21 protein-coding genes and 1 other RNA gene are annotated in these 24197 nt (G+C 67.7%); 6 read left to right on the forward strand and 16 right to left on the reverse strand.

What is annotated here, in order from left to right:
• Window positions 1-208: 208 nt before the first annotated feature.
• From ACFYL6_RS16185 to ACFYL6_RS16195, 3 genes are all read right to left on the reverse strand, one after another.
• Window positions 209-388, reverse strand: coding sequence for a hypothetical protein (locus tag ACFYL6_RS16185; protein ID WP_387171826.1), 180 nt, complete (start codon window positions 386-388; stop codon window positions 209-211).
• A 306-nt stretch (window positions 389-694) separates the two neighbouring features.
• Entirely contained in the window at window positions 695-2815 is a 2121-nt protein-coding gene (locus ACFYL6_RS16190; protein WP_387171828.1) for a P-loop NTPase fold protein, read from the reverse strand.
• A 536-nt stretch (window positions 2816-3351) separates the two neighbouring features.
• Entirely contained in the window at window positions 3352-3621 is a 270-nt protein-coding gene (locus ACFYL6_RS16195; RefSeq protein ID WP_387171830.1) for a DUF6959 family protein, read from the reverse strand.
• 94 nt (window positions 3622-3715) lie between these two features.
• Between ACFYL6_RS16195 and ACFYL6_RS16200 the strand changes: the two genes are divergently transcribed.
• The 3 genes from ACFYL6_RS16200 (at window position 3716) to fxsT (ending at window position 7924) form a co-directional block, all read left to right on the forward strand.
• The gene (locus ACFYL6_RS16200; RefSeq protein WP_387171832.1) at window positions 3716-4495 is read left to right on the forward strand and encodes a transposase family protein; all 780 of its coding nucleotides are present in this window, start codon (window positions 3716-3718) and stop codon (window positions 4493-4495) included.
• Window positions 4496-5231: 736 nt separating this feature from the next.
• Window positions 5232-5657, forward strand: coding sequence for a hypothetical protein (locus tag ACFYL6_RS16205; RefSeq protein WP_387171834.1), 426 nt, complete (start codon window positions 5232-5234; stop codon window positions 5655-5657).
• Window positions 5654-7924, forward strand: coding sequence for an FxSxx-COOH system tetratricopeptide repeat protein (fxsT, locus tag ACFYL6_RS16210; protein WP_387171836.1), 2271 nt, complete (start codon window positions 5654-5656; stop codon window positions 7922-7924). Before ACFYL6_RS16205 ends, fxsT begins: the two co-directional genes overlap by 4 nt.
• Before the next feature lie 507 nt (window positions 7925-8431).
• On the opposite strand, the gene rnpB is transcribed toward fxsT, so the two are convergent.
• Window positions 8432-8847, reverse strand: an RNA gene (rnpB, locus tag ACFYL6_RS16215) — RNase P RNA component class A.
• 127 nt (window positions 8848-8974) lie between these two features.
• Between rnpB and ACFYL6_RS16220 the strand changes: the two genes are divergently transcribed.
• Window positions 8975-9736, forward strand: coding sequence for a sulfite exporter TauE/SafE family protein (locus tag ACFYL6_RS16220; protein ID WP_112582620.1), 762 nt, complete (start codon window positions 8975-8977; stop codon window positions 9734-9736).
• 102 nt (window positions 9737-9838) lie between these two features.
• On the opposite strand, the gene ACFYL6_RS16225 is transcribed toward ACFYL6_RS16220, so the two are convergent.
• Window positions 9839-11071 (reverse strand): MFS transporter, encoded by a 1233-nt coding sequence (locus ACFYL6_RS16225; RefSeq protein WP_387171838.1) that lies wholly within the window; start codon window positions 11069-11071, stop codon window positions 9839-9841.
• A 54-nt stretch (window positions 11072-11125) separates the two neighbouring features.
• Between ACFYL6_RS16225 and ACFYL6_RS16230 the strand changes: the two genes are divergently transcribed.
• Entirely contained in the window at window positions 11126-11590 is a 465-nt protein-coding gene (locus ACFYL6_RS16230; RefSeq protein ID WP_387171840.1) for a MarR family winged helix-turn-helix transcriptional regulator, read from the forward strand.
• Between the two features lie 324 nt (window positions 11591-11914).
• On the opposite strand, the gene mctP is transcribed toward ACFYL6_RS16230, so the two are convergent.
• The 9 genes from mctP to ACFYL6_RS16275 form a co-directional block, all read right to left on the reverse strand.
• Window positions 11915-13564, reverse strand: coding sequence for a monocarboxylate uptake permease MctP (mctP, locus tag ACFYL6_RS16235; RefSeq protein ID WP_387171842.1), 1650 nt, complete (start codon window positions 13562-13564; stop codon window positions 11915-11917).
• Complete coding sequence (locus ACFYL6_RS16240; RefSeq protein ID WP_238661636.1) at window positions 13564-13806, reverse strand: DUF3311 domain-containing protein; 243 nt, start codon at window positions 13804-13806, stop codon at window positions 13564-13566. The genes mctP and ACFYL6_RS16240 overlap by 1 nt, the downstream gene beginning before the upstream one ends.
• 240 nt (window positions 13807-14046) lie before the next feature.
• Window positions 14047-16503 carry a M14 family zinc carboxypeptidase gene (locus ACFYL6_RS16245; protein WP_387171844.1) on the reverse strand — a complete coding sequence of 819 codons (2457 nt, stop codon included), beginning with the start codon at window positions 16501-16503 and terminating at the stop codon, window positions 14047-14049.
• Window positions 16504-16613: 110 nt separating this feature from the next.
• Window positions 16614-16850 (reverse strand): putative leader peptide, encoded by a 237-nt coding sequence (locus tag ACFYL6_RS16250; protein ID WP_387171846.1) that lies wholly within the window; start codon window positions 16848-16850, stop codon window positions 16614-16616.
• Complete coding sequence (locus ACFYL6_RS16255) at window positions 16784-17965, reverse strand: bifunctional RNase H/acid phosphatase (protein WP_387171848.1); 1182 nt, start codon at window positions 17963-17965, stop codon at window positions 16784-16786. Before ACFYL6_RS16255 ends, ACFYL6_RS16250 begins: the two co-directional genes overlap by 67 nt.
• Before the next feature lie 3 nt (window positions 17966-17968).
• Window positions 17969-18706: a zinc ribbon domain-containing protein gene (locus tag ACFYL6_RS16260; RefSeq protein WP_387171849.1), complete on the reverse strand. Its 738-nt coding sequence runs from the start codon at window positions 18704-18706 to the stop codon at window positions 17969-17971.
• Complete coding sequence (locus ACFYL6_RS16265; protein WP_387172241.1) at window positions 18696-19532, reverse strand: Nif3-like dinuclear metal center hexameric protein; 837 nt, start codon at window positions 19530-19532, stop codon at window positions 18696-18698. The genes ACFYL6_RS16260 and ACFYL6_RS16265 overlap by 11 nt, the downstream gene beginning before the upstream one ends.
• Window positions 19533-19650: 118 nt before the next feature.
• Window positions 19651-20223, reverse strand: coding sequence for a flavoprotein (locus ACFYL6_RS16270; protein ID WP_387171851.1), 573 nt, complete (start codon window positions 20221-20223; stop codon window positions 19651-19653).
• 16 nt (window positions 20224-20239) lie between these two features.
• On the reverse strand, window positions 20240-21469 hold the full coding sequence (locus tag ACFYL6_RS16275; RefSeq protein WP_387171853.1) for a helix-turn-helix domain-containing protein: 1230 nt from the start codon (window positions 21467-21469) through the stop codon (window positions 20240-20242).
• Window positions 21470-21717: 248 nt separating this feature from the next.
• Between ACFYL6_RS16275 and ACFYL6_RS16280 the strand changes: the two genes are divergently transcribed.
• Entirely contained in the window at window positions 21718-22389 is a 672-nt protein-coding gene (locus tag ACFYL6_RS16280; RefSeq protein WP_354972126.1) for a bifunctional DNA primase/polymerase, read from the forward strand.
• Between the two features lie 411 nt (window positions 22390-22800).
• Here the strand turns inward: ACFYL6_RS16280 and ACFYL6_RS16285 are convergent, their stop codons facing one another.
• On the reverse strand, window positions 22801-23523 hold the full coding sequence (locus ACFYL6_RS16285; RefSeq protein WP_387172243.1) for an FAD:protein FMN transferase: 723 nt from the start codon (window positions 23521-23523) through the stop codon (window positions 22801-22803).
• A 49-nt stretch (window positions 23524-23572) separates the two neighbouring features.
• A complete protein-coding gene (locus tag ACFYL6_RS16290; RefSeq protein ID WP_387171855.1) occupies window positions 23573-24190 on the reverse strand; it encodes an FMN-binding protein in 618 nt (205 codons plus the stop codon).
• Between the last annotated feature and the right edge of the window lie 7 nt (window positions 24191-24197).

Below are 24197 nucleotides of genomic sequence, written 5' to 3' on the forward strand. Positions count from 1 at the left end.
CGCGCGCATCAGCCGACCCGCCAACTGCGGTTTCCGTAGCGGCGGCAGCCGCCGCCTCGTCTTGGGCCCACACGACCGTCGAGACTCGGCGGTGGCTGCTGCAACGTCTACCGACAAACGACACCGACGCCGCAGTTCAGACCAGATCTCTTGCTGGCGTATCAGGCCGCCTCACATTGCCTGGCCGGCTGCCCAGGAGGTGGTGGTATCAGCCGAAGAGGGCCGCAGAGATGTCGGCGTAGAAGAGGGCCGGATCGCGGGACAGCGAGGCCTTGACCTTGGCGGTGGGACTGTCGGCAATCACTTCGAGCTTGCCCGCTTCCAGGCCGTTCAGGGCCACGGCGACCACCTCGTGGGGTGGGAATTTAGGGATGTCGTAGGCGGCCATCATGTCGGTGTCGGCAATAGCCAGGGCCAGGGCGGTGACCTGGGAAGAGCGACTACGATACGCAAGACTTCCTGGACGAAGAGATGGACTTGAAGAACGCGATAAGGCAAGATCTCGGCATTGACGCGCTGGGTAGTTGGAAGGCATCACAACGCCGAAAGAGGCGTTAGCACCCTCGGCCTGTCGTGCCGCTAGGCGCCTAAAGGATCAGGAAGTGGTTCCCTCAGATGAAGCTCCGCGTCGCTGGCCGCCCTACGAACAAGCTCGTCCACGCTTGTCCGGCCTTGAGTGCAAGGACAGCGCTCGCTATTCGTCGTCGAGATCCCGAGGGGGATTTCCGCTTGCGTATCTGATTGCCAAATCGAGGACATCCTCTCCGTCGGCGAGGTGCTCTTCGGCCAGTTTGCCAATCACCTCTCGCAAAATCTCCTCGCCGCCGTAGACGGTGACGAGGGCATCCCAGGACAGTCGCGCGGAGCGGCGCACATACCGGTTTCCTACCGATTGACCTCGTACCTCGTTTGTAGCTTGTCGGAGGAGAGCGAGCGCAACCTCAGGCGTCGTTGGTACCACGAGGGCATCTTCGTTCGGTAGAGAATGCGTTCGAACGATATAGAGCATCCGCAGGAGTTCGGGTTCCTGCGCTAACTCCTCTGCCGACGCCGATCGAACCTCCGTACGCCATGACCGCTCAAAGTCTTTTGCCGCCTGCTCGCTCACCAGTTTGTGCCCCGCGCCCTCGCGATACCCGACATCTGTGACTAGTTCGAGCTTGGCAGACAGATTATCGACCTTTGGGAGAATTTCCCGCACTAGAACTTCTACTGTTTCAGGATCGCCCGACGATTTAAGAAGGCGGGAGATCACTCGCCCTACAATCAGTCGGCCGCTTATCCCCAGCATCCCGGTCTCTTTCTCGGGGACTAACGGCATTAGATTTGACAGGACAACGATCGCAGAGCGTGCATGCGCCAGCGTGAATTCATTATCGTATGACGTGAGGTTTGCTATCACGTCTCGGAGTCGTTGAGGCGGCAGTTGGCGAAGGTATCCTTCGAATGCGCTCGCATCCGTCATCAAGGGCCAAGCACGCTCCGCGTCGAGGAACGCTTCAAAGCCCTCGCCAGCGACTCGCTCAAGGTATAGCCGGAGAATTTCCTCGTGAGCCACGCGCCGATTCTTGAGCCAGTCACCCTTCCAACTTGCCGTGAAGGAACCTCCGCCAATGTGCCGTTGGGCTGCGGGGAAGAGCCTGGAAATCATGTCCCTCACAACATCTTCACGCGCCCCATCGGCCGTGAGGAGCGCCTCGATCTGTTTGGGGGTGCTGCCACTTGAGCCCATGGAGATGGCTGAGTCTCTTGTCTCAGTCAGGGCATCAGCAGCCGGATGCAGCAACGAGAAGACATCGGGCATGAATACCCGAACAGCTTCAAGGCCAAGCACGTCAGCGAGCGCGACTTGTCCATCCAAGGCGCTCACAGTTCCGTGCACCGCAGCCGCATACCGCCGAACATCTCGCATGTTTCGGACTAGCGGGCGGACTATCTCCATGAAGATGTCAGCCCATGCCGATTCATCAAGCGGTCCAGTAAGCTCGATCTTATCGAGGGTTGCTTGGAGCGTGGCCAGCGTCTGGGAGAGCAATACTGATGTTGGAATTGCAGGCAGGTCGACCCCTACTTGTAGGATCTTCTCAAGGTAGTCGCGCCCCGGAATGCCTTCCTCGCTAAGCGCCGCTTCGACGCGTGCCCTGTCAAAGGCTACGAGGTATATGATGTTCGGAAAGTGCGCCGTCAGGCGTACAAGTTTGAAGATGTCGCGGATCTCGGTGCTGGATAGTCTGTCCACGTCATCAATGACCACAAGTAGCGGCTTATCAAGTATCTGCAAAGAGCGAACAAGCCGCTTCCTCCGACCATCACTGCCCTCATCACGATACTGAAGTGCCTTGCCAAGGATCTTTGTCGCTCCACGGCCACGCTCAATCCATGGTCCGGCGAACGGTAACCAGGCCAATCCTGAAAACGCTTCGCCGTACTCCTCAAGCCCTTTGCCGATGTCGGCAAGTCCGGGGCGTTGCTTTAACTGAGCCGAAAGCTCCACAAAAAAGGATTCAACTAGCTGCTGGGTTCCGCTGAACATCCATGGGTTGAAGTCAATAATCGCAGAGCAGGACTCTCGCAGGTGCTCGCGCGCCAAGTTGACAAAGGACGTCTTGCCGGACCCCCACGGCCCAAGCACACCTACCACTAGACCGCGACTTGAGTCAACTGCGAGGATTTGAGCCGCAAACGATTTTGCTGTTCTTGACCTCGCCAGGGTGTCCTCTTCAGACTTGGTGATCGGGTCGTCGCCCGCCACCATACTGGCCGGCGGAGAAGCTGGAGCAGGCTGAGGGCGTTCGGACTTGCGGCGGAAAATCATGCCACTCTCCAATGTTACGGAGCTCCGTCGAGTGCGACCGGCTGGAAGCCTTTAAGGTTACCGCCCCTATTGGCCTTTTGCTGTCCCGAGATCGGGCACATGGATGGTGACCGCGGATCAGGTTTGCCTGGCCTGGATAGGTGGGCAGAAGCTGTGCCCTCAGGCGGGTGTGAGAAGTTTCTGTACGAGATCAAGGCGGCCCGCTTCGCAGGCCGCTCGCGTCGCCGAACCGAGGCCGGGCCGTTGGCCCGCCGCCGCGCCTCTGGCCTTCGGCCGCCAGCGCGACGGTTGCAACCCGCCGGGCGACGCGGCACACGAAGAAGCCCCGGGCCGCTGTCGAAGCGGTTGACCGGGGCATTGGGGGACCCGGGACATCCAGGGCGGTCCCGAGGTAAGCGGACTGGTGTGCTGATTCTTAGAGATGCGGTGGTTCTAAGGGACGTCTCGTATCTCGACGATCGTGAGATGTCTGTCGCTGGTGCGGTGGTCCGACCGACGGTGGTCTTCGAGGTGAGCTTCCGCCGGTGACCGCCGTATCAGTACGGCCGCTGGATCCCTCGCTCCGAGAGCGTCGCTTCGTAGAAGCCGAGGAAGCGCTCTAACTCTCCGACTGCGTCGTCCAGCTCGTCGAGAACTGCGCGGTCAGCGGGGTCGCGGCGCAGTAGGCGCGCCGCGTCCGCCAGCTGCACCAGCAGGGCAGCGAACGTATCGCCCTGCAGATGGATGCCAGGAAAGGCCCTACCCGAAAGCTGCACGACGGCAAAGTTGGTACCACGGGACAGTACCTGCGCTTGGTCCTGGCTCATCTGAGCAGGATTCCAGCACCACAAGAAGATCGTCCACGGGAGGTCTCCTCACCCCGGTGACTGTCTGGTTAAGACGGTCGGTCAGGCTGCCTGGGTGCAGGTGATCACCGCAGCCCGCCCGGCTTGGATTCTCCCGTTCACCGGGCTGCAGCCCGCCCAGTTCCGCAAGCTAGTCCGACTGGTCGCCGAAGGCGGCGGGGACGCCATCGCTGACGGCCGGCCGGGCCGACAGTGGGCCCTCGACTTGCCCGACCGGGTGCTGCTGGTGGCCACCTACTGGCGCACGAACCTGACGATGCGCCAGATCGGCCCGCTGTTCGGGGTGTCGCACTCCGCAGCGCACCGGGTCATCGACACACTCGCGCCGTTGCTGGCCCTGGCGCCGGTGCGCAAACGGCCAGTCGAGCAGATCGCGATCGTTGACGGGACGCTGGTCCCGACCCGCGATCACCGGTTGGCCGCCCGGAGCAAGAACTACCGGTACTCAACGAACCTGCAGGTCGCCATCGACGCCTCCACCCGCTTGGTCATCGCTGTCGGCGACCCGCAGCCCGGCAACCGCAACGACACGATCGTCTACCGCACCTCGGGCATCGCCGAGAAGTTGGACGGGCGGCCGGTGATGGCCGACGGCGGCTATCGCGGCAACCCCGAGGTGATCATGCCGTACCGCAAGCCCTCTGACGGCAGCTTGCTGCCGGACTGGAAGGAAGCCCTCAACGTCGAGCACCGCACGGTCCGGGCAGGGGTCGAACACGCCCTGGCCAGGATGAAGAACTGGAAGATCCTGCGCGACTACCGCCGCGCCGCCCACACATTGGCCGACGCCGCTTCCGGTATCGCCAACCTCCACAACATCATCCTCGCCAGCTGACCACCGGCCCCGCCCCCGGCAACGCCTCCAACCAGTTACGAGACATCCCTTAGGAAGGTGGATGCCGGTTGCTGTCACGAGCGGACCAGGAGACGCCATCAAGTACGTCTAGCGCATCGGTCTTCAGGTGGATGAACTGCACCAGAGTCGATAACCCCTGCAAGAGGCTGGTCATAGTCCATATGGTCAGCAAGGCGGCATTGGATAATTACGCGATCCTCGACGGGTTCCACTGAGAGGGTCCGTCCACTCGGACGCGGCGACTAGGTCGCCAAACAACTCAGCGGACGGACGCCAACCATCAATTGCAGGAAGGGCTGCGCGCCTTTTCGCTGTCGAGGCAGGGGCGCCCCTTGTTGAACAACAGACCATCATCCGAAAAAACGGAGCAATCGGAGCGGTCATCAGGATCTACCGGCTACCGCAAGCCGAGCAGTAGACGTCGTCTGCCAACTTGACACGCCCACGAGCCAGCCCTGAATGACCACTGTCTCGCCATCCTCGGTTCGAGCAGTCCGAGGGGCCGAGCCGTGGCATCCACCAGATCGGCCATCACACCATGACGAAGTTGACGGCCAAGCACGTAGACGCCCGCTCCATGGATGATCAAGCCCACGATGACGGCATGGAATTCGGTCCATACCCGGTGTTCTAGCCATCGAAGGCTGGTGGTGCATGTGACAGGTGTGCTAATAGTCGAGGTCCGATGGGAGGGACCAGTGAGCGGTGGTGTGGAGTGAATGTTGACGCAGCAGGTCTGGCGGCGGCGGCAGTGCCTCATGTGTTGGCAGCGATCGGGGTGTACGGTGCAGCGGTAGCATCGAAGGCGGAGGAAGCATCCGCCACAGCGACGGTACAGCTCGGAAGTCGACTGATGCGGCGGCTACTGAGACGAGAGGAATCGGCGGCAGCGATTCAGCAGGCCGTGTCCGAAGTAGCGGAAGAAGGCGCTGACTTTGATCGGATAGCGGTGCTACGGGCCGAGGTCCGACGGGCATTGCAGGCCGATCCCCAGATGGCTGCCGATGTCGCAACCCTGCTAGCTTCGGCCGGCACGACCGTCACCGCGTTCGGTGCGAAATCGGTTGCGATGCGCGATAACACCGGGATTGTGCAGACCGGCGATAGCAGCACGGCGTGGCAAGGAAGGGACCTGCCGTGACTTCGCCCGGCAACGCTGCAGCGACCGGGGCCAAGTCGGCCGCGCTTCGCGACAATTCCGGAATCGTTCAAACCGGCGACCGTGCTCGGGTCATTCAGACCCAGGTAGCGGCCTTAGGTCGGCCCCAGGACGTGCCGGTGCCAGCACCAAAGCTGATTGGACTGCCTAAGCCGCCGGCGAGAAGCTTCGTTGGCCGCGAAGACGAACTAACCAAGCTAGCAACAGTAATGGTTACTGGTTCGGGGGTAGTGGCGCAGTCTCAGGCAGTTCACGGCTTGGGTGGTGTGGGCAAGAGTGAACTGGCCTTGCAATACGCTCTTCGTCATATTGCAGAATATTCATTAGTGTGGTGGATAACAGCGGACAGCCCGTCGTCTATTGAAGCGGGCCTAGCCGACTTGGCACATCGGTTGCATCCAGAATCAGAATACATAGCAATGAATCAGGAGTCCGCGCGCTGGGCGTTGGGCTGGCTTCAAGCGCACTCTGATTGGCTACTGATCCTAGACAACGTCGAGCACCGCGCTGACGTCGAGCCATTGCTCGGACAAGTCGCTGACGGCCACATCCTGATCACCACTCGGCGGGACGTTGGTTGGGAGGAAATCACGGACGGATGCTTGCGAGTCGAAGTCCTAGACCCTTCGGCCGCCGTTGAGTTACTATTAAAGCTTTCATCACAGAAAGATGAACAAACCGCGGCCGTTCTCGCTGGCGAGCTTGGGTGTCTACCACTGGCATTGCAACAAGCAGGGGCTTATCTGCGACAAACCCGCACGACGCTCGCGAGCTATCTACAGGACTTGCGTCGTGACCCAGCACAGACCCTTGGCAGCGTCGCCCCAGATAACGGCGCCGAACGAGCTGTTGCCAGAGTATGGTCGGTCACTCTCGCGCATATCGCAAGCTTGGCTCCTACGGCTGTTGCCGTCCTTAATGTACTCAGCTGGCTGGCTCCGGATGAACTGCCACGGAGTGTGATTCGCAACGGGGCCATCAACGGCTCGGAGATAGATCACGCTTTGGGAGTATTGGCCTCTTACAACATGATTACGTTGACGGAGAAGACGGTGGCCGTACACCGCCTAGTTCAAGCGATCATTCGCAATGCTGCCCTAACCAACAGCACGGCGACCGATATCCAAGCGATGGCCGTTGGCTTGCTAAGGTTTGCCATGCCGCGGGTGCAGGTCTCCGAAGCCGACATGCGCCAGCAGGGCACTGCGTTACTGCCCCACATTAGCGCTCTAGCCGAAAACCTTCCGCCCAATCACACATCAAAAGCAATGTTGTGGCTCCAAAGTGATGCGGCCGCGTTCCGACAGCGACAAGGTGATGCTAGGACAGCGGTTGTTGAATTCGAACAAGTAGTGAGCGACTTCGGGCGCGTATTCGGAGTGGATCACCCTGACACGTTGGCGACCCGCCACAGGCTAGCTCATGCTTATGAGTCAGCCGGGCGGATTGACGAAGCGCTCGCGGAACATGAGCGAGTGTTGGCCGACTATCGACGGGTGCTAGGTGAAGATCACCCAGAAACCCTTACAGCCCGCCACGGTATTGGTAGAGCATACCAAGCCGGTGGCCGTACAGACGAGGCTCTTGCCGCCTTGGAGCAACTGCTTGTTGATCGAAGACGCGTGCTCGGAAACGATCATCCCGACACGCTCGTCACCCGCCATAATATTGCGCGATCGCACCGAGCGGCAGGTCGGAACGACGAAGCCCTGGCGCAATTCGAAGAACTTTTGAGCGACTATCGTCGCGTATTCGGCCATCATGACCCCGTAACGTTCAGAATTCGCTCGAACATTGCGGATTCTCATAGGGCTTCAGGGCGGACGGATGTCGCCCTCCAGGAGCTACAAAGCATTCTTAAAGATCAAGAGCGAGTTCTAGGCGACGATCACCCTGACACACTGGCTACCCGCCACGGTATCGCGCATGGACTCGACGATATTGGACAAGCCGACGAAGCGGTCGCCGAGCATGAGCACGTATTGGCTAGCTATGAACGGGTGCTTGGCGAGGACCACCCTGGTACGCTCAATGCACGTCATTGCCTTGCACACGCCTACGAGGCTTTAGGGCGGATAGACGAAGCGATCACTAAACACGAGAACGTTTTGGCTGATCGAATTCGACTGCTCGGCAAGGACCACCCAAGCACTGCAACTGCTCGACGCTGTGTCGACCGCGCTTATGAAATCGCGAACAAGTCCAAGGCTGCCAGGGAAGGGAGACCCAGCAACCGCGGGATTGATTGAATGTCAATAGCTATCCGGCCTCTTCCCGCATTGCTGCCGAATTTCTCTGTTTAGTATCAAGGCACCGCGCTCCGCGCGGTGCGGGGCGGCAAGCCCGGCCGGCGGCAAGCCGCCGGGACACCCCCCACGAGAAGAGGAACCAGCCTCAGCGAGGCCGTGACGAAAGCCAGCGGGGCCGCTCTGGTCAGATGGTCGGGGCTTCCGCCTGCCGCGCCAGTCCAAGCCCGGGACTGGCTTGCCACTAGATGACCGGGTCGCGGCACCAGCTCCACCGCCAGGACGCGCCCAGCATCAACGACAGTCGGCGGCAGAGCCCCACCGGGCCCCTCAGACGACGGCAGAGCGCAGGCCGGATCCGAGGCCCGACTAAGCCAGCACTCAAGCCGTCTCCGGGCCGTGGCCAGGCCGTCAAACGATCGCCGCCACCCAACGATGACCAAGGTCAACCAACGGCACCCGACAAACGACAGCTCAGAGCCTTGATCGCGGCCCTGAGCTGGTGGGCGACGGACGAGTCGACCTGTACGCCGGATTCTGTGCGCGGCGCGTACCCCGAGGGGTTTGCGCCGGCGGCGGCCATCCATCTCGGCCTGCCGTTGCCGGCAGGCTCCAGCGGCCTACCCGCAGACATCGGGCGGGCAGCCCTCAAGCGTCTGCGCCGGGTCGTCATCTTGCGGTGACGGCCCTTGCTTGGCCTTGCTCCGGGTGGGGTTTACCGAGCCACCCCGGTCACCCGGGGTGCTGGTGGGCTCTTACCCCACCGTTTCACCCTTACCGTCCCCGTTGGGGTCGGCGGTCTGTTTTCTGTGGCACTTTCCCGCGGGTCGCCCCGGGTTGCCGTTAACAACCACCCTGCCCTGTGGAGTCCGGACGTTCCTCGGCGGCGGGCCGAAGCCCGCCGACGCGGCCGCCCGGTCGACTCGTCCGTCGCGCTCTCATCCTAACGACGAGGGTGCTGCCGGTATTGCCACCCCGCCTGGGCAAGATCGCGCAGCTCAAGAACGGTCCGGCGAATGCGTGCCGTGGGGCGGCGGCTAGCCTCGTGGGGCTATGGATCTCTCTCACGCCGCGCTGCTGCTCGCCGCCGGTCTCGCCGCTGGCACGGTCAACGCGGTGGCCGGTGGCGGTTCGCTGATCACCTTTCCGGCGATGATCGCGATCGGGTTGCCCCCGGTGCCGGCGAACGTCAGCAACTCCGTCGCCGTCTTCCCCGGGTACCTGGCCAGCGTGGCCGGCAGCCGACAGGACCTGCCGCGCCCCCGCGCGCTGGCCACGCTCGTGCCCACCACCATCGTGGGCACGATTCTCGGGGCGTTGCTGCTGCTGGCCACCCCGGCCCGCGCGTTCGAGCTGGTCGTACCGTTTCTGGTCCTCGGCGCGACAGCGGTCCTGGCCTTCCAGGACCCGCTGCGCCGGCTGGTCGGTCATCCCCGGGACCTGTCGCCACGCCGGCGGACGATCGCGGTGCAGACGATGGTCGCGCTCGGTGCGGTGTACGGCGGTTACTTCGGTGCGGCGCTCGGGGTGATGCTGGTGGCCGGGCTGGCTCTGGTGCTGGACGCGACCCTGGCCCGGGTGAGCGCGATCAAGAACCTGCTGTCGGCGGTGGTGGGCTTCACGACGCTGGTGGTTTTCGCCCTGTTCGGCCCCTTGAACTGGGCGGCGGTCGCGGTGGTCGCGCCGGCCACGCTGATTGGGGGGTACGCGGGCGCCCGGCTCGTCCGCCGGCTGCCGCCGGTGGTGCTCAAGACGGTGATCGTGGTGTTCGGTACGACGATCGGCCTCTACCTGCTCTGGCGCGCCCTGAACTGACGGGCGCTCGAGGCCAAGATCCGCGCAACTTCAGGGAAAGTCCTGCCTCCATCAGCGTTGAGGCAGCCCCGAAAGTGCGCGGATCTTGGAGACGAGCCTCGGTCAGTACGCCTCGCCTACCGGCTCCTCGGCGGTGTGCTCGGTGTCGGCGGCGGCGCGGTTCCAGCGGGACCAGAGGACCCGCTCGCCGTAGCCGGCGGCCATCACGTGCGCGAAGGCCAGGTAGACGAGCACGCCGACGGCGAGCACCCCGAAGCCGACCCAGAACGGCAGCGCCAGCGACTGCTCGGCGAGCTTGCCGGAGATGATCGGTGCCGGCGCGGCGGCACCCCAGCGGACCAGGTTGAACGCGCCGGTGGCGACGCGCCGGTCGCTGGAGCCGAGGCCGAGCGCCAGGTCGGTGAGGTTGGCGTTGGCCAGCCCCATGCAGAGCCCGGCGAGCACCAGCACCACGAGCGCCTCGGCGGTGCTGGTGGAGGTGGCGAAGAGGACCATGCAGACCAGCAGCCCGGCGATGGCCACGCCGACGGTCTGTACCGCGCCGATGCGGTGGGCCAGCCGGTGACCGATGACCATGATGCCGGCGGCCAGGCCGAGACCCCAGCCGGTGAAGGCGAGCCCCAGCGGGATGACGTCCAGGCCGAGGAAGAGCGGCGTGTAGCCGAGCACCACGAAGAACACGAAGTTGTACGCGGCGGTGACCCCACAGAGGGCGATGAACGCCGGCCGGCGGAAGGTGGCGAAGATCTGGCCGACGCGTACCGGGGCTTGCCGGTTGGTGGGCTCGCGGAGCTTGCGGGAGGCCACGCCGAGGGCGAGGACCATGAAGACGCCGCAGACGAAGAACGGCAGCCGCCAGCTGACCTCGCCGAGCAGGCCACCGATCAGCGGTCCGACGGCGAAGCCGAGGCCCAGGGCCGTCTCGAAGAGGCCCACCACCCACTCTCGGTCGATGGCCAGGTTGACCAGCACCACCATGGCGGTAGCGAAGAACATCGCGTTGCCCAGCCCCCAGACACCGCGCAGCACGGAGAGCTGCACGATGTTGTCGCTGAACGAGGCGAGGATCGCCGCGAGGCCGACCACGGAGACGCCGGTGATGAGCACCGGCTTGAAGCCGAACCGGCCGCTGGCCAGCGTCGCCGGGATCATGCCAAGGGCCATGACCGCGATGTACGCGGTGAACAGCAGCTCGACCTGCCAGGCGGTGACCCCGATCGCCTCGCCGATGGCGGGCAGGATCGGGTCGACGACGGCGATGCCGGCGATGGCGAGGAAGGCCACCAGTGTGGTGGCGTAGATGGCACTGCGGTTCGGTTCGGAACGCCGATCCACTCCGACTCCTCAGATAGCTGTATCGTACAGGTACTTATTCTGTATCATACAGCTATGAGCGACGACCATGACGAGAGCAGCACCCTCGGCCGGATCGAGACCGAGGTGGCCCTGCTGATGCGCTTCGGCGAGGCCACCCGGCGGGCCACCGGCACCGCCGAGCACCGGGTGCTGGACCGCGCGGCGTACGTCATCCTGCGCCACCTGGCCGACGCCGGCCCGCAGAACGTCTCGGCGCTCGCCGCCCGGCTCAACCTGGACGGCTCGACAGTCACCCGGCAGGTGTCCGCGCTTCAGCGGGACGGCCTGATCACCCGTACCCCGGATCCGTCCGACGGCCGCGGCACGGTCATCTCCCCCACCCCGGCTGGTCTCCAGCGGATGGCCGCCGTCCAGGCCGCCCGCACCCGGCTCTACGGCGACATGCTGGCCGACTGGAGCCCCGAAGACCGGGAAACCCTGGCGCGGTTGCTCGGCCGCCTCAACCAGGCCCTGATCAACCGCAACCGCCCCCGCTAACCCACCCAACCCCACCCACACACCCGCCCGCCCGCCCCGGTCGATCAAGGAGTTGTGGTGGGGAACGGATAGGTGCCAATAGCCATCATCCGGGCACCACAACTCCATGATCGACGCGGGAGGTCGGTGCGCGGCCCTCCCACCGCCAAGATCGCGCAACATCCTGGATGTAGTGGCCTCCCCGCCGCCCGACACCACTACAACAGGGATCGAGCACGACCTTGGGGGTCAATGACTCGCAGCGGGGCCCCTGGGCTCCCCGGGCGCCGGCCTCGCGGCGGGCGCCCGGGGAGCGGGAACAGAAGACCTGAACAGGGAGCGGTGTCAGGCGACCGGCTCGCGGGCCGAGTCGGCGTCGCGGTCGGCGCCCGGAGTGACCCGGGGGTCGCCCTCGTCGGCGAAGTAGTCGTCCGGCTCGGTGCCGTCGACTCCCTCGTCGACCTTGGCGGCCCGCAGCGCGAGCGTCACCAGCGCCGCCACGGCCAGGTTGACCGCCACCGCGACGATGCCGACGTAGATCGTCCGGGTGGTGTCGAACCCGAACTCCGACAGCGGGAACGCTGAGCCGCCGAAGTGCTTCCGGGTCGGGCTGGCCACCTGGTAGAGCATCCACATGCCCAACCCCATCCCGACCGCCCAGCCGGCGATCAGGCCGGTGCGGTGGAACCAGCGGGTGTAGAGGCCCAGCGCCACCGCCGGCAGCGTCTGCAGGATGATCACGCCACCGATGAGCTGGAGGTCGATGGAGAACTGCGGGTCGAGGAAGACGATGCAGGCCACCGCGCCGACCTTCACCACCAGTGAGGTGATCTTCGAGACGTTCGCCTCCTGGGCCGGGGAGGCGTCCCGCTTCAGGTACTCCTTGTAGATGTTGCGGGTGAACAGGTTCGCCGCCGCGATCGACATGATCGCCGCGGGCACCAGCGCTCCGATGCCGATCGCCGCGTACGCGACACCGGCGAACCAGTCCGGGAACTGCTGGTCGAAGAGCAACGGGACGATGGTGTTGTTGTCCACCGAGCCGGCCGAGTTGCCGGGCAGCGGCTTCACGCCGGCCGCGATGGCCATGTAGCCGAGCAGCGCGATCAACCCGAGCAGCAGGCTGTACGCGGGCAGCGCCGACATGTTGCGCTTGATCACGTCACGGTTCCTGCTGGCCAGCACACCGGTGATGCTGTGCGGGTAGAGGAACAGCGCCAACGCCGAGCCGAGCGCCAGCGTCACGTACTGAAGCTGGTTGTTGCCGTTGAGCAGGATGCCGTCGTTCGGGTTGGGCGAGGCGTCGAACTTCGCATCGGCGGCGGCGAAGATGTCACCCCAGCCGCCCAGCTTGTACGGCAGGTAGACGATCGCCACCAGGATGACGATGTAGATCAGGCTGTCCTTGACGAACGCGATAAGCGCGGGCGCGCGCAACCCCGACTGGTAGGTGTACGCGGCCAGGATGGCGAACGCGATGATGATCGGCAGGTGCCGGGCCAGCGCGTTGTCGCCGGTGACGCCCATCGTCTTGAGCACCGCCTCGATGCCGACCAACTGCAACGCGATGTACGGCATGGTGGCGACGATGCCGGTGATCGCGATCAGCAGCGCCAGCACCGGCGAGTCGAACCGGTTGCGGACGAAGTCGGCCGGCGTGACGAACCCGTGCCGGTGCGACACCGACCAGAGCCGCACCAGCACAAGGAAGACCAGCGGGTAGATGACGATGGTGTACGGCACGGCGAAGAACCCGGCCGCGCCGGCACCGAACATCAACGCCGGCACCGCCACGAAGGTGTACGCGGTGTAGAGGTCACCGCCGACCAGGAACCAGGTGATCCAGCCGCCGAAGCTGCGCCCGCCCAGCCCCCACTCGTCCAGGTGCGCCATGTCCTTCGGTGCCCGCCACCGGGCGGCCACGAAGCCCATCACGCTGACCAGGAGGAACAGCACTGAGAAGACGATGATCTCGGTGAGATGGTCGCGCCACATCAGCGGCCTCCCCGCTTCTTCGTCATCTGGTAGACCAACGTGGTGGTGCCGACGCCGAGCAGGATGAAGGCCAGTTGCAGCCAGTAGAAGCGCGGGAAGCCGAAGACCCGGGGCGAGTCGCCATTGAAGAACGCCGGGATCAGCGGCACCACGATGGGGATGAAGAGCAACCAGTTCCAGGGGCTGTGGTCCTTCGCCCTGGTTGGCGCCGTGGTCGGCGCCTCCGGTTCGGGTGCAGCCATCTGACACACCTCCGGGGAGTCGTGACTTCCGATGTAACGGCCGGAGGCTACGACTCTGTGATGGCGGTCACCTTGCCCGTCCGGAGGGTGCTGCGCCGAACGGCCGGCCGTCTGCGCCGAACGGCGTACCCGGCTCGCTTGATGGATGAGCAGGTGCGGCTGGCCCTCGACGGCGTGCGGCCCGGGTGCGGTTCGCACCCGGGCCTCACGTCGGCTGGTCGCTGGCTCACCCAGCCGGGGTCAGCGCTGCGCCGCCCAGAGCAGGGCCCGCCCGAGCTGCGGCTGGAGGCCCTTCGGGTGCAGGCGGAACGTCGGGTCGGTGCCGAACAGCACCACGCCGTTTCCGGCGGCGGAGACGCTCCGCACGATGCTGGCCTGGTTGGCCGCCGCGGCCTGCCCGTTGGCGCCGTCGGTGGCCCACCAGCCGGCGAGCAGCGGGTCGGCGGCGTACGACTGCTCGACCTCGACGCCCGCGCCCAGGCCGGTGAACCAGACGGGCTGGCTGATGAACGCGTGCGGGATGGCGGAGGTGGTGACCGGTCCCCCGTTGTTGACGATGTTGGCCACCCCGCTGGCGAGGCTCGGCGCGGCGGTGGCGGTCACGGTCAGCAGCGTCGTGGCGTTGCTGAAGGACGCCCCGGCGGTGCCCAGGCCGACCACGCCGCCGCCCCGGGCGAGGAAGCGGTCCAGCGCCGCCCGGTTCTCGGCGGTCAGGTTCGCCAGGTTGATGTTGTCGGCGACCAGCAGGACGTCCACGTCATCGGTCAACGTGCCGGTAAGCGTCGCGGCGGTCAGCGCCCGCGCCTCGAAGCCGAGGTCGGCGAGGGTGTCGCGCTCCTCGACCGAACCGAGATAGCCGACCACGACCCGGTCCAGCGGGGTGCCCCGCCAACCGGCCGGCGCTCGCTCGAAGCTGACCGCGTGGGCTCGGACCTCGGCACCGGCCAGCTTGCGGTTGGCTGTGGTGCCGGGGACGACCACCGACCCGTCCGCGAGCCGGTGGACCTCGACGCCCTTGGTGAGCAGCGAGTTCACCGCGAGCAGGTCGGCGGCGTCACGCAGATCCAGGCGCAGGTCGGACCGACCGGCGGGCAGTGTGCCCTCGGCCCGACCGTCGTAGGTCCGCTCCAGGCGTACCCGGGGCAGGGTGTCCCACACGGTGTCCACTGTGGCGCCCCAGGTGAGCCCCTGGCTCCAGGCGGCTGGGCCGGCGTAGAGGTCGTTGACCCGGTCGGTGATGTCCGCGCCCGGTTCGAGCAGCGAGTTGACCAGGCCGCGCTTGGGTTGGTGCAGGTCGACGACGTACGAGCCGGCCTGGTAGCGGTTTCCGCCGGCGGTGAACGCCTGCTTCGCCCGCCACACCCTGCCACCGCTGCTGATCAGCAGATCGACCAGGCGGGCCGCGGCCGGCTCGGAGCGCTGCCCGGTGCCACTGGGGATGACGTACGCCCGGGGGAAGGTGGTGTGGTAGTTGTCCTCCGGCCCCCAGCCCGGCACGTAGCCGTCGGGGATGTCGCGCAACGGCTCACCGGCCAGGCCCCGGCGGTAGACCTCGGCCTGGTCGTGCAGCACCTCGGCCCGGTGCTCCTGGATGTAGCGCAGCGAGGTGCGGATCGCCACCTCGTGCACGTCGGTGTTGATACCGGAGCGGCGTACCCGCTCGGCCGGGGTCAGCGTGCTGCCGCGCGGGTTGAGCGGCGCCTCGATGGTGTACGGGATGCTGCTCTGCAACATGGCGAAGGACGGCACGTAGATCGGCGGGAAGTCGTCCCACACGCCCGGTTCGTCGTCGCGGAACGGGATTCTGGCCCGCTGGGTCTCGGGGTACCCGAGCCCGCGTAGGTCCTCCTCGATCGCCAACGCGTTGGGCAGGCCGTGCTTGATGTACAGGTCGTACTCGTTGTTGACGTTGTGCGGCGGGGTGCTGGGGTGCAGCAGGGTCGGGTTGACGTACCCGTGCAGGTCCAACGTGATGATCGGCTTGGTGTCGATGATCAGGTCACGGATGAGGTTGGTCTCGGGCTGCGCGACGATGGTCAGGTCGCGGTTGAGGTCGTAGCCGGCCGAGTTGGCCCGGGTGCCGGCGACTCGACCGTCCGGGTTCGAGGTGATGTTGAAGACCAACCGGTTGCGTCGCAGCAGTTCGGCGACCTCCGGGCTGCGGTCGGTGGCGAACTCCTCGATGACCCGCAGCGCCGCGTCGGTGCCCTCCCACTCGTTGCCGTGGATGTTGGCGTTGACGAACAGCGGGGTCTTGTAGCCGGCGAGCAACCTACGGTCCCGCTGCGCTTGGGCGGGCTCGTCCTCGATGCGCCGCTTCCAGGTCTCCTGCTGGCGCGCCTCGGCGCGACTCTCCGGCGCGGTCACGGTGACGGCGTACAGGTCGTAGCCGCCGGCGGACTTGCCGGCGACCCGGGCGGAGACCCGGTCGCTCGCCCGCTGGATCGCGTTCAGCTTCGGCGCGATCTCGTCGTACGGAATCACACCGATCGGGATGGACGCGTCGGCCGGGTTGTCCGGCCAGATCGGGAGGGCGCTCTGCCGGGGGTAGCCCCGCACGTCGGAGAGGTCGACGGGGGTCGGCGGCACCGTGGGCAGCGAGGTGGCGGACGCCGGTCCGGTCAGGACCACGGTCCCGAGCAGGACGCTGCTCACCGCGGTCGCGGTGAGCCGGCGTAAACGTCGTGCGGACAGCATGAACGGATCTCCTGTCGGAGGGGTACGCGCAGGCGGACGCGCCGCGGGGCCGGAGACCAGCGGGGATGGGAAACGCCTACAGCGTGCGAGAGGGAGGGAGGAACCCGGCGTCAGATGGAGCGTCGACAGGCGGCGCTGGCGACGCGCAGGAGGTCGATGTGACCCCGCTTCGTCAGGTGAACGCTTCGCACGAACCGATCTTGGTTCGGGGTCCGACCACTGTCAACAGGTTCCCCACAGGTTCCGGCCCGCACGCCAAAACCCTCCCGACAGATGGGAATTAGTCGATCTTGGAGAGGTGGGCGGTGTCGTTGACGGTACGCACGGCCACGCCGCCGTCGGGCCACATGTCGAGCACCGAGATGCCGGCCGCGTCCAGGAAGAGCCGGTGCAGGAAGCCGTCACCGGCCGCGAGGGCGTCGCGCAGCACCAGCTTGATCGGCGAGACGTGCGAGACGACCACCACGGTCTCACCGGGGTACGCGGTGAGCAGCCCGCTGATGACGCGGTGCACGCGTTCGGCGACGTGGGTGAACGACTCCCCGCCCGGCGGCGCGATCCGAGGTGAGGCGAGCCAGGCGTCCATCTCCCCCGGCCACTGCTGGCGCACCTCGGCGAAGGTGCGCCCCTCCCACTGGCCGAAGTCGCACTCGATCAGGTCGTCGTCGGTGCGGACCGGCACGTCGCCGCCGAGCGCTTCGGCGATCGACGCCGCGGTGGCCGTACACCGGGACAGCGGTGAGCTGAGCACGGCCGCGACGGACGGGGCCAGTTCGGCCACCCGGGCGCCGGTGGCGCGGGCCTGGGCCCGGCCACGCTCGGAGAGCGGCACGTCGCCGCGCCCGGAGTAGCGCCGCTGTTCGGTGTACGGGGTCTCGCCGTGCCGGACCAGGATCAGCCGGGTGGCGGTGAAGCTCGGCCGTGGCTCCCAGGAGGCCGGCGCGGTCGCCGGGTCACTGCCGACGATCGGAACGGCCGCAGTCGTCGAGGGCTGGCCGGCGGCCGCAGTCGTCGCAGGGCGGGCGGGGGCCGCGGTCGCCGGGGGACGGCCCGCGGCGGCGTCCATGGCGGCGTTGGCGAGGGCGTCGGCGTGCCGGTTCTGTTCGCGCGGGATCCAGCTGAACCGGACCGCGGTGAACCGGCCCACCAGCGCGGCAGCCTGGGCGGCGAGGGGCCGCAGGCCGGGGTGCTTGATCTGCCACCGGCCGCACATCTGCTCGACCACCAGCTTGGAGTCCATCCGGACGTCCACCTCGGCGGCGCCCAGCTCGGCGGCGGCGGTCAACCCGGCGATCAGGCCCTGGTACTCGGCGACGTTGTTGGTGGCTGTGCCGAGCGACTCGGAGCGCTCGGCGAGCACCTCGCCGGTCTCCGGGTCGCGTACCACCGCGCCGTAGCCGGCGGGGCCGGGGTTGCCCCGGGACCCACCGTCGGCCTCGATGGAGACGACGCGCGGCGCCACGACCTACAGGCCCGACTCGTTGGTGCGGACCATGATCCGTCGGCAGTCCTCGCAGCGGACCACGTCGTCGGGGGCGGCCTTGCGGATCCGGGCCAGGTCAGCGCCGGACAGCTCCAGGCGGCACCCGCCGCAGCGGCCCGCGGTGAGCAGCGCGGCACCCAACCCGGTGTCCGCGCGGATCTTGTCGTAGAGGGTGACCAGCTCGCTCGGGAGGTCGGCGGCGAGCGGCTGCCGGGCGCCCCGCTTGAACTCCTCCTCCTTGGCGATCTCGGCCAGCGCCTCGTCGCGGCGCTGCTCGGTCGCGGCCCGCTTGTCCCGGGTCTCGGCCAGCCGCTGCTCGACGCCGTCCAGTACGCCCTGCGCGGTCTCCCGCTGCTCCATCAGCTCCAGCTCGGCGTCCTCCAGGTCGCCCTGGCGGCGCTTCAGCGAGACCAGTTCGTGCTGGAGCGCCTCCAACTCGCGGGCCGGGCCGGTGCCGGCGGCCAGCCGGTTCTCGTCCTTCTCCTTGCGGGCCCGGACCTGCTCGACGTCCTTCTCCAACCGGGCGATGTCCCGGTCCAGGTCGTCGACGGCCACCTGGGCGCGCACCCGCTCGTCCTCCATCGACGACAGCTCCCGGGCCAGCGACTCCAGCTCGGCCCGCTCGGCAAGCGTCCGCCTGCGGTGGGCGAGCTGGGCGAGGTTGGTGTCGATCGCCTGGAGGTCGAGCAGGCGGCGCTGCACCTGAGGGTCAGCCTTCACGGTCGGGCTCCTTGTCGTCCACAACGGGTGCGGCGGCGTGCACGGTCCACGGGTCGGTGTCCAGGTCGGACACCAGCGTCTCGACGTCCAGCGCCTCCCGGAGGAAGGCGGCCAGGTCGTCCAGCCACGGTCGTTCGGTCGCCCAGTGGGCGGCATCGATCAGGGCGGGACCGTCGGCGGCGAGGTGCTCGCCGGCCGGGTGGTGCCGCAGGTCGGCGGTGAGGAACGCGTCCACCCCGGCGGCGGTCGCGGCGCCGAGGAAGCTGTCCCCCGACCCGCCGCTGACGGCGAGGGTACGAACCATACGCCCGGGATCCCCCGCCGCGCGAACTCCCCAGGACGTGACGGGGAGCACCGCGGCGGCGTGCCGGGTCAGTTCGGCGAGGGTCATCGGCTCGGGCAGCTCGCCGATCCGGCCGAAACCCCTGTCGTCGCCGTGGGCGGGCGAGCCGGGCGCGGGCCGCTGTAGCGGGCGCAGGCCGGTGAGCCCGAACCGGGCGGCGAGGGCGTCGGAGACGCCCGGGGAGGCCACGTCGGCGTTGGTGTGCGCCGCGTAGAGCGCCACCCCGGCCCGGATCAACCGGTGGATGATCCGCCCCTTGAAGGTCGTCGCGGCGACCGACGACACCCCGCGCAGCAGCAGCGGGTGATGCGCGACGATCATGTCCGCGTCGGCGGCGAGGGCTTCGTCGACCGTCTCGGGCACCACGTCGACCACGCAGAGGACCCGGCGGACCGGGGCGGCCGGCTCGCCGAGCACCAGGCCGACCCGGTCCCACTCTTCCGCCCAGACCGGCGGAAAGCGCCGTTCCAGCTCGGCCACCACGTCGCTGACCGTGGGGGCGGATCCGCTTGTGCTCACGGCGGGCCAGCTTACCGGCGTGGAGGCCACCGGGCGGTGACACCCGGCCCGGCCGCGTCGGGCGGAGGATCCGCCGGACGCGCTAGGCGGCGCTCCAGGAGACGGTCTGCAGCGCCGCCAGCGGCATCGCCCAGGGGAAGGCGTGGGTGTGCTGCTCCCCCGTTCCGGGCGGGTGCAGAGCGATCACATCGTCGCCGAAGAGCACCGTGACACCCCACTCGGCCAACCGGGCCACCCCGGCCCGAAACGCCGGGTGGCAGGCCATCGCCGCGTTGGTGTACGGCACCGCCACGATGGGGACGCCCTTGCCCTGGGCCTCGACCAACAGCCCGAGCGCCAGGGTGTCGGTGATCCCGGCCGCCCACTTGTTGACCGTGTTGACGGTGGCCGGGCAGACGATCATGGCGTCGGCGGGCGGCAGCACGTCCGGGTCACCGGGATTCTTGTAGTGCGTCCGCACCGGGTGGCCGGTCTGCCGGATCAGGGCCGCCTGGTCGACGAACTTCGCGCCGTCCGGCGTGGCGACCACGCAGACGTCCCAACCGTCCTGTTGGGCGAGGTCGACCAGACGACCGACGTGCCGGGCCAGCGGCGAACCGCAGGCGATGACGTAGAGCACCTCGCGGTGCCCGCTGTTGCGCGCTGCACCGGCCATCAGACCGGCTCCGCGCTCATACCCCTACTCCCATGTGCTCAGCCAACTCCGCTACCGGAGAAGGCGGCGCACCACGTGTGCGACGGAGGATGTCGGACATCACCTCGTGCGCGATCGGCCGGCAGCGGATCTCCGAAGGGGCGAGCCGATCACCGAGCAGCAGCATCTCCCCGGCGTTCGCCACGTCACCTAACTGGGCGTACCCGCGGGCGATGTCGAGCAGGTGGTGGGCGCGGCGCTCGGGCAGCAGGGCGTTGAAGGAGGGCTCCGCGATGCGTAGCTGGTGCACCTCCACGGCCCGCCCCCCGTCGCCCAGCTCCACCGCGGCGGCGGCCCGGTGCAGTTCGACGTTTGTCGGGCCGAACGACGTCCAGTAGTGGTTGTAATCGCCGCCGAGCAGGGTGGCGGCCTCCTGCGCGCAGTTGATCAGGTCGTCGACGCTGGCCGAGTCACCGATGCGGGACGCGGCCATCGCGCCCTGGAGCAGCAGCATCCCGTAGACGGAGAGGCGGGCCGGGGAGACCTCGTTGCTCCCACCCGGTGCCAGCCGGTTGGCGATCTGGACGTTCAGCTCCAGTGCGGGGCGGGCCCGCCCCATCGCGACCAGCGCGTTGCACACCCGGGTGGTGGCGATCCCGGCCAGCAGCGGGTCGTCGGCCCGCTGGGCCACCGCCATCGACCGGTCGGCGGCCAACCAGGCGAGCTCGCACTCGCCCAGCTTGCGCAGCACCGAGGAGGCGATCTGGTAGACCTGCCCGAGCAGGTGGGCCGCCTCGGCGGCCTGGTCACCGCCGTACGCGGCGTCGGCCGCCTGGGCGTCGCGCAGCAGCTTGGGCAGGGCCCGGGTGAGCATGCCGTAGCGGCCGTACTGGTAGGTGAGCCAGGCGTGGTTGACGGCCTTGCGCATGTCGTCCATCGGCGGCGGGTACGGCGCCGCGTCGAAGTACGCGCTCATCGAGTCGTAGCGTTCCAGCGCCGCCCGGATCTCCTGCACCTCGACCTGGTCGATGCAGTTGAGGGCGTCGGCGCGCCGCTCCGGATCCTTGCCCATCAGCAGCTGCACGTCCATCTGCAGGATGTCGGCGATCTCGTAGAGGACGGAGAACTTGTCCAACCGGCGGACGCCGCGTTCGACCTTGTCCACCCAGCTCTTGGACTTGCCCAGCCGGTCCGCGAAGACCTGCTGCGACATCTTGCGACGCCCCCGCCAGTAGGCAACTCGCCGTCCTATGGGTAGCTCGTCCATCTCCCCATCCTCCCCTGCCACCGACGACCAATCGAGTCGGGGCGATGTCCGCGGGTGCGGCGACTGCCGTTCACTTTCAGGTTTTGCCTGGTCGCACAGGATGTACGTCAGCCGTACAGCTAGTCCTCGTACTTTTCGTGCAAGTTGCACGAGCCGTTCGTCAACCTCAACGATCGTGGGTTACGGCAGTGACGGTGCTCGACATGCGACCTGGCGAACGCCGGGCCCGACGAGAGGAGTTGGCACACATGTGGGGGAATGTCGGACCGCGCGTTGCCGAACTGTCGCCGCTGGAACGGGTCCGGCTGCGGCGGGTCGCCATCCGCTACGCCGTACACGGCTGGGAGGTCACCCCGGGTGCCTGTCTGGCCCGCAGCCGCTTCGTCTGCGGCCGGGCCGGCTGTCCCACAGTGGGCTGCCATCCCGCCCTGGAGAACTGGGAACTGGCCGCCAGCGCCGACCCGGCCCGGGTGGCGACCTGGTGGCGGAGCCGACCGCACGGAGTGCTGCTGCCCACCGGCCGGGCCTTCGACGTGCTGGAGGTGCCCGCCCACCTCGGCCGGCACGTGCTCGACGCGGTCCAGATCCACCCGGCCGGCACCGGCGTACGCGGACCGGTGCTGGTCACGCCCACCGGGCGGTGGATGTTCCTGGTCCGCCCCGGCGACCCGCTGCGGCCCGAGTTGGAGCACTGCTTCCACGTGGTCCGGCACGGGCCGGGCTCGTGGATCCCCGCGCCACCCACCCGGCTTCCCGAGGGCACGGTCCGCTGGGCGGTCGCCCCGGAGCAGGCGCGCTGGCAGCTTCCGGACTCGTACCTCGTGCAGAACACGTTGATCGGGGCGCTGCGCGCCGCCGGGGTGACGCTCGCCCCCGACCTGCTCCCCGGTCACCTGCCGCTGCCCCGACGAGGCATGTGAGACCGGCCGGTCGACGATTCGATCCGGTGCCCGACAGCGTCGCCGGGGCGCCGGTCCTCGTTGACAGGGGGACGGTGCGAACGCGCGCCACGAACGGGGGAACGATGTCCACCAACGACAGAGCCTCTCATCCCGGCGGCACCGAGCCGCCCCGGCGCAGCCACCCACGGCACCGTTGGGCCGGCACCCGACCGTCCGGCTCCCGCCCCGGCCGCCCACGCCCCACCGGCTCCCGCCCGGCCGGCACCCACCGCCCCCTGCGCTAGCCGGTCGCCGCGACCCCCACCCCGCTCTCGGCGATCTTGCACTTGCTGTCCCGACAATCTCCACGTAACGGGACAAAACAGCAACCGAAACTGCAAGATCGCGGGGAGCGAGAGGGCGCGAGGGGGAGCGAGAGGGCTCAAGGGGCTAGTCGGTCAGGGGGAGATTGACGGAGTGGTACTGGCGGGCGTTGTCGGTTATCGCCGCATGGGTGTGGTCATTGAGGCGGGCCAGCCAGTTGAGGCCGGGGGTGCCCATGGCTAGGGCGGCGGTGGCGTACGCGTCGGCCACCCCGAGGTCGGTGCCGACCACGGTCACCGAGCGCAGGCCACTGGCCGGGGCGCCCCGGCGCGGGTCCAGCACGTGCCGTCCCCGCTCGTACACGCCGGAGGTGGCCACGGCCAGGTCGGTGCCGCTGAGCACCAGGCAGGCCGCCATCGCGTCCCACGGGTGCCGGATGCCGATGCGCCACGGCTCCCCCGACGGCGACAGGCCCCGCACCCGTACGTCGCCGCCGGCGTTCACGCAGTGGTTGACGGCACCGGCGGCGACGAGGCGGTCCGAGGCGACCTGAGCTGCCCAGCCCTTGACGAAGCCGGACGGGTCGAGCCGACCGGTGGCGTACGCGTCGAAGAACCCGTCGGTGGCGCCCCACAGGTCGGCGCAGGCCTCCAGCACGTACCGCAGGTCCGCTGACGCCTCGGAGAGCAGCACCTCGCCCCGGTCGAAGCGGCACACCTCGCTGTCCGGCTTGTAGGTGCTGAACCGTGCGTCGACCTCGTGCATCCAGGCGAAGACCTCGTCCGCCAGCTCGCGCACTGTCGCCGGTGGCAGATCGTCGGCGAGGTCCAGGGTGATCGTCGTACCCATGATCTGTTCGACCCGGCACAGCCCGGGTCGGGTCAGCGTGGCCCGCACGTCAGAATGCCTGCTCGATGGCGGACCGCAGCGACTGCTTGTAGGAGTTGCTGGTCTCGGTGGCCCCGGAGACGGTGTTGAGGTTGGCGTTCTGCTTCCGCACCACCTCACTGGGGGTGCCGGGAGCGCCCGTGCCGTCATACGTGTCGCGGACATCGCCGCTGTGGATGTCGGATTCACCCCCGCTGGGCAGCGACAGCGCGACGGCCTCGACGATCCGGTTACCCGAGACGACGATCTGCACCTGCACGTACCCGTACTCGTTCTCGAAGCCATTGCCGGTGACCCGGCGGGTGGTCGACTGGGGTGCCTTGGTGGTGGTCCGCGGAGCGCTGGGGGCCTTCGTCGTCTTGGTGCCCGACGGGCGGGCGGTGGTCTTGCCGGGCTTGGGCGACGTCGACGGCTTGGCGCTTGCCGATGACGTCGGCGTGCCGCCGGCCGGGTCGGCGCCCGGCGCACCCGCGGCGGCGCCGGGGTCGGTGCCCGCCCCGGAGGGGTTGACCGGCTGGGCGGTCGGCAGGTTCTGGGCGACCTGGCTGGTGCCTGGCGAGCCCTTGAACACCACAAGCGCGGTGGTGCTGGCGGCCAGGCCGGTGATCGCGAGGAGCGCGCGACGCATGGGGATG

Source organism: Micromonospora sp. NPDC007208, assembly GCF_042869175.1.
Taxonomy (GTDB): Bacteria; Actinomycetota; Actinomycetes; order Mycobacteriales; family Micromonosporaceae; genus Micromonospora; species Micromonospora foliorum.

Bases quoted from the DNA above. Each gene is read 5' to 3' on its own strand.
- ACFYL6_RS16240 (WP_238661636.1), bottom strand. From the start codon at position 13,806: ATGGCTGCACCCGAACCGGAGGCGCCGACCACGGCGCCAACCAGGGCG.
- ACFYL6_RS16195 (WP_387171830.1), bottom strand. From the start codon at position 3,621: ATGAGCCAGGACCAAGCGCAGGTACTGTCCCGTGGTACCAACTTTGCC.
- ACFYL6_RS16275 (WP_387171853.1), bottom strand. From the start codon at position 21,469: ATGGACGAGCTACCCATAGGACGGCGAGTTGCCTACTGGCGGGGGCGT.
- ACFYL6_RS16290 (WP_387171855.1), bottom strand. From the start codon at position 24,190: ATGCGTCGCGCGCTCCTCGCGATCACCGGCCTGGCCGCCAGCACCACC.
- ACFYL6_RS16245 (WP_387171844.1), bottom strand. From the start codon at position 16,503: ATGCTGTCCGCACGACGTTTACGCCGGCTCACCGCGACCGCGGTGAGC.
- ACFYL6_RS16230 (WP_387171840.1), top strand. From the start codon at position 11,126: ATGAGCGACGACCATGACGAGAGCAGCACCCTCGGCCGGATCGAGACC.
- mctP (WP_387171842.1), bottom strand. From the start codon at position 13,564: ATGTGGCGCGACCATCTCACCGAGATCATCGTCTTCTCAGTGCTGTTC.
- ACFYL6_RS16220 (WP_112582620.1), top strand. From the start codon at position 8,975: ATGGATCTCTCTCACGCCGCGCTGCTGCTCGCCGCCGGTCTCGCCGCT.
- ACFYL6_RS16190 (WP_387171828.1), bottom strand. From the start codon at position 2,815: ATGATTTTCCGCCGCAAGTCCGAACGCCCTCAGCCTGCTCCAGCTTCT.
- ACFYL6_RS16270 (WP_387171851.1), bottom strand. From the start codon at position 20,223: ATGGCCGGTGCAGCGCGCAACAGCGGGCACCGCGAGGTGCTCTACGTC.
- ACFYL6_RS16280 (WP_354972126.1), top strand. From the start codon at position 21,718: ATGTGGGGGAATGTCGGACCGCGCGTTGCCGAACTGTCGCCGCTGGAA.
- ACFYL6_RS16285 (WP_387172243.1), bottom strand. From the start codon at position 23,523: ATGGGTACGACGATCACCCTGGACCTCGCCGACGATCTGCCACCGGCG.
- ACFYL6_RS16185 (WP_387171826.1), bottom strand. From the start codon at position 388: ATGGCCGCCTACGACATCCCTAAATTCCCACCCCACGAGGTGGTCGCC.